This window comes from Synechococcus sp. OH2, from assembly GCF_047462155.1.
In the GTDB taxonomy this organism is placed as follows: Bacteria; Cyanobacteriota; Cyanobacteriia; order Thermostichales; family Thermostichaceae; genus Thermostichus.
Genome location: NZ_JANSIR010000101.1, coordinates 12,509 through 16,310, shown reverse-complemented (window position 1 = coordinate 16,310; position 3,802 = coordinate 12,509). Strand labels below are relative to the sequence as shown.

Here is a 3,802-nt window from a genome sequence, read left to right as displayed (position 1 = left end):
GGGAGCCGGGGGGGCGCTGGGCAGCGTCAGGCCGCCGGCAGCAATGGGTGGCGGGGCGTTGCTGGGCAGGGCAGCCACGGCGGTCTGGCCCGCCAGATCCAGCTCCCCTTTGGTTTTGCCCGCCAGTTGGTTGCCGTTGGCGTTGAGGCGCAGGCCGCGAGTGGCGTTGTGGATGTCGTACTGGCCGTTGCCCTCAAAAATGTTGTTGCCGGGATCCGAGGCCGTGCCCAGATCGGGCTGGGCGTTGGTGATAGCTGTCAGGCCAGTCTCTAGGTTGCGGGCAATGAGATTGTTGCGCAAGATGGGCCGAGCGCTGCCGCCAACCACAATGCCGGTGCGGTTTTGCAGGATGCGGTTATTGCGCACCATCGGCGCCGAGCGCTGGTCGATGGTGAGGCCAAAGCCGGTCTCTTGGAAGAGGTTGTTGACAATGGTGGGCTGGGAGGTGCCCAAGACGGAGATGCCGTTGGCCCCATTTTTGTAGAAGCGGTTGCCCTCTATCCAGGGGTTGGAGGCGCCAGCAATGAAAATGCCGTCGTGGATGCTGCCCACAAAGCTATTGTTGAGAATGCGGGGGGAAGCCGATTCTATCCAGAGGGCATAGCCGCGCCGCCCCTGGTTGCGCAGGGTAACTCCGCGCACCTCTGAGCCGGTCTCGGCCAGCAGAGCAACATTTTGCCGGGCCAGGGTCGGGCTCATGTAGGTGCCGCCGCCATCGATCAGGTAGCCCTCCCCTAGGGTGGACTCGTCCCCGCGCAAGATGAGGCCAGCCTTGAGGCGGATGGGGAAGACTTCGCCGCTTTCTGCGCTGTAGATCCCCGGCAGCAGCTGGATGATGCTGCCCGCTGGCGCTTGTCCGATGGCATGGGTGATGGTCTTGAAGGGGTTGTTGCGGGATCCATCCCCTTGGGTATCGCTGCCGTTGGCGGCATCAACAAAAATGGCCGGGCGGTCGTCCGGCAGCGGTGGCGCCTGGGGCAGGGCCTGCTTCTCCAAAAGGCCGGTGTCCAGGGAAGTTTGCGCCCAACTGGGATCCCTTCCTGCCGCCAGCAGTAAGCTGGTGCTCAACAGCAGAGAGGCGGCCAGTCGTGCCAGGGTTGGGGAACCATGACGCTGCAACCACAAGTCAGGCAGGACTGCTGTAAATTGGTGTTCGCCGGATTTCTGCAGACGGATAAACGATAAGGAAGCGATCATAGGAGTCATCCTCACACCAGGCTGGGCCAGAGAAGGAAGGAGGGTCGAGGCTATCCTACCAAACCCGAGAGGCGGGATCCTGCCCTCTTCCCCAACTCCAAATACGGACTGACGCAGGCTTTTTTTTGTAGATCCAACGCTACCCCTAGAGTATACCCTTGCCATGACCGAAGAAGCCCTTGCCCGCGAAGGCTCCTCCCAAGAGTTGCCGCTGGCTTCCCTCTCGTCTGGGCGCCCCCTGCTTAACCTGCTGCTGTTGGGGATCCCGGCGGGGCTGCTGGCGCTGGCGGGGTTGACGGGGCAGCCAGTTTTGGGCTGGGGGGCGGTGCTGGCTTGGCTGGGCTTGGCCGGCTGGTGGGGGCAGCCGCTTTGGGTGCAGATTGGGCGCGACCTTTGGCAGTGGCTAACCACGTGGCCCAGCCTGGGATGGGCGGCGGCGGCCCTCGGCTTGGCCGTGGCAGGAGCAGTGGTCTGGAGTGGGGTTCTCTCAACCCTGCGATCCCTGAGCTGGGAGGCGATTGGGGCTTTGGGCGAGGTGTTCGGCGCTACCGGGCAGATCTTCATCGCTCTCCTGGCCGCCTATATTGCCTGGCGGCAGTACGTTATCTCCCGCGACCTCACCATCCAGCAGAACACCATCACCCAGCAGCAGACCATCGACGCCTACTTCGAGGGCATCTCCAACCTGGTTCTCTCCCCTGATGGGCAGTTGGACGACTGGCCCCTGGAGCGGGCCATTGCGGCCGGGCGCACGGCGGCCATCTTGAACGGCGTGGATCGCTTCGGCAAAGCCAAGATTCTGCGCTTCCTCTCCACCGCCAACTTGCTCAGCCCCCTGCGCCGCGACGAACACCTGGGCCGGCCCATTTTGGACGGCAAAGGCGGCTACCAGCGGGATCGCCTCAACGGGATCCGCGTGGTTAACCTGGGCACCATGCTGGAAGGGGCCGACCTGCATGGCACCCTGTTGCGGGGGGTGGATTTCAGTGAAGCCAGCCTGGAAAGAGCTGACCTGCGGGGTTGCGATCTTAGCCACACCAACCTCTGCGGGGCCAACCTACGCAATGCCGACCTGCGCGGGGCCGATCTCTACCGCGCCCTCTTGTTTGTGGGATCCCTGCAGACCGCTTCCCCGGCCCAGCCAGGACAAAAGCCCGATTTCAAAACGGGAGCCTATGCCGGCGCCATCGTGGCGGGAGCAGACTTCCGCGGCGCCCGTCGCCTTTCTCCTGAGCAGCGCGCTTACCTAGCCGCCTGGGGGGCCAAACTGGATCCCGACCCTTCGCCCCCCAATTCCCGCTTGGATCCCGGCGGCAGCAGCGAGCCCTTACCCCCTCCCGCCGAACCGCCAGCCTCCCTACGGCCCTGATCCAGAGCCAATGGCCGGCAACCCTGGGTTCAACGCCAGTGCTGCTAGGGTCATGGCAAACAGCATAAAACAGCTTGTGAGTTGATCCCAGCTCCCCTCTCCCAGAGGGAGAGGGGCCGGGGGTGAGGGCCTGCCAGCGAACCGTTCACGCTAGCTTGAAATAGCCCTAATCCCTCAACTTTTGCCCATGGCCCGCTTGTTCACCAAGTTCTGGCTGCTGGAGCGCTACCTCTTTGGACAGATGCTCACCCCCCTTTTGGCCGGTATAGCTGGGGGAACCCTGCTGCTTTTGGCGGGCCGGCTCTTTACCCTGGCCGAGCGGCTGGTCGAGGGATCCGTGCCCCCCCTGACGGTGTTGCGGCTCTTGATGTTGGATCTGCCGGAGATGGTGGTGCTGGGCATGCCCATCGCTGCTTTTTTTGCCACCCTACTCACCTTGGGCAAGCTGAGCGGCAACAGCGAAATTACCGCCATGCGGGCAGCCGGGATCCCGTTTACGCGCATCTTTCGTCCCCTGTTGCTGGTGGGGCTGCTCATGAGCCTGAGCGCTTTTTTAATCAGCAACGTGCTCTTGCCGGCCAGCAAACGGGAAATCCGCCGCATTGACCAGCAGGCGCTCCTGGCCCAAGCTACAAGCCCGGTGCAATACGACGTCTTTTTCAAGACCGCTCGCGTTGGCGGGACGGAGTCCTTAGACAACCTCTGGTTTTTCATCCGCCAGGTGGATCCGCGGCTAAATACCATGCAGGATGTCACCATCTTGCAGGTGGATCCCTTGCCGGGGGGCAAGTACCAGTTGGCGGAAGTGACGCTGGCGGCCCAGGCGGTGTGGAATGGCCTGGACTGGACCCTCAGCGAAGGAGTAACCCACCGCTACGGCCCCGATGGTCTCAGCCTGGCCGAAGAGCCCTTCGACCGCAAGCCGCTGGCGGTCTCCCAAGATCTGGCCGCCCTGTTGCAGCCGCCAGTTCCCCCCAACGAGCTCAGCCTACCGGAGCTGGCGGAGCGCATCTCCCGCCTGGCCCGCTCCAACCTCAATACCCAGCCCTTGCGCACCGAGTTCCACATGCGCTTTTCCCTGCCCCTGGCCAGCTTTTTTGCCGTGCTGATTTCCCTTCCCCTGGGATCCAGCACCGCTCGCCGTGTGGGCCGCTATGGCGGCGTCGTCTTCGGGATCCTGTTGGTGTTTGCCTACTACGTGGTGCTGAGCGTATCTCGCAGCTTGGGAGAAGCAGG

Annotated in this window: 3 protein-coding genes; 2 read left to right on the top strand and 1 reads right to left on the bottom strand. The window is 63.4% G+C overall.

Going from position 1 to position 3,802, the window contains the following annotated elements:
• Positions 1-1,197 (bottom strand): DUF1565 domain-containing protein (locus NW835_RS10030; RefSeq protein ID WP_414415203.1); only part of this gene is annotated, 1,197 nt, incomplete at its 3' end.
• A gap of 163 nt (positions 1,198-1,360) precedes the next feature.
• Here NW835_RS10030 and NW835_RS10025 point away from each other — a divergent pair.
• Together NW835_RS10025 and NW835_RS10020 are read left to right on the top strand one after the other, a co-directional pair.
• Positions 1,361-2,566, top strand: coding sequence for a pentapeptide repeat-containing protein (locus NW835_RS10025; RefSeq protein ID WP_414415202.1), 1,206 nt, complete (start codon positions 1,361-1,363; stop codon positions 2,564-2,566).
• Between the two features lie 187 nt (positions 2,567-2,753).
• A partial coding sequence (locus tag NW835_RS10020; RefSeq protein WP_414415201.1) for an LptF/LptG family permease occupies positions 2,754-3,802 on the top strand: 1,049 nt, incomplete at its 3' end.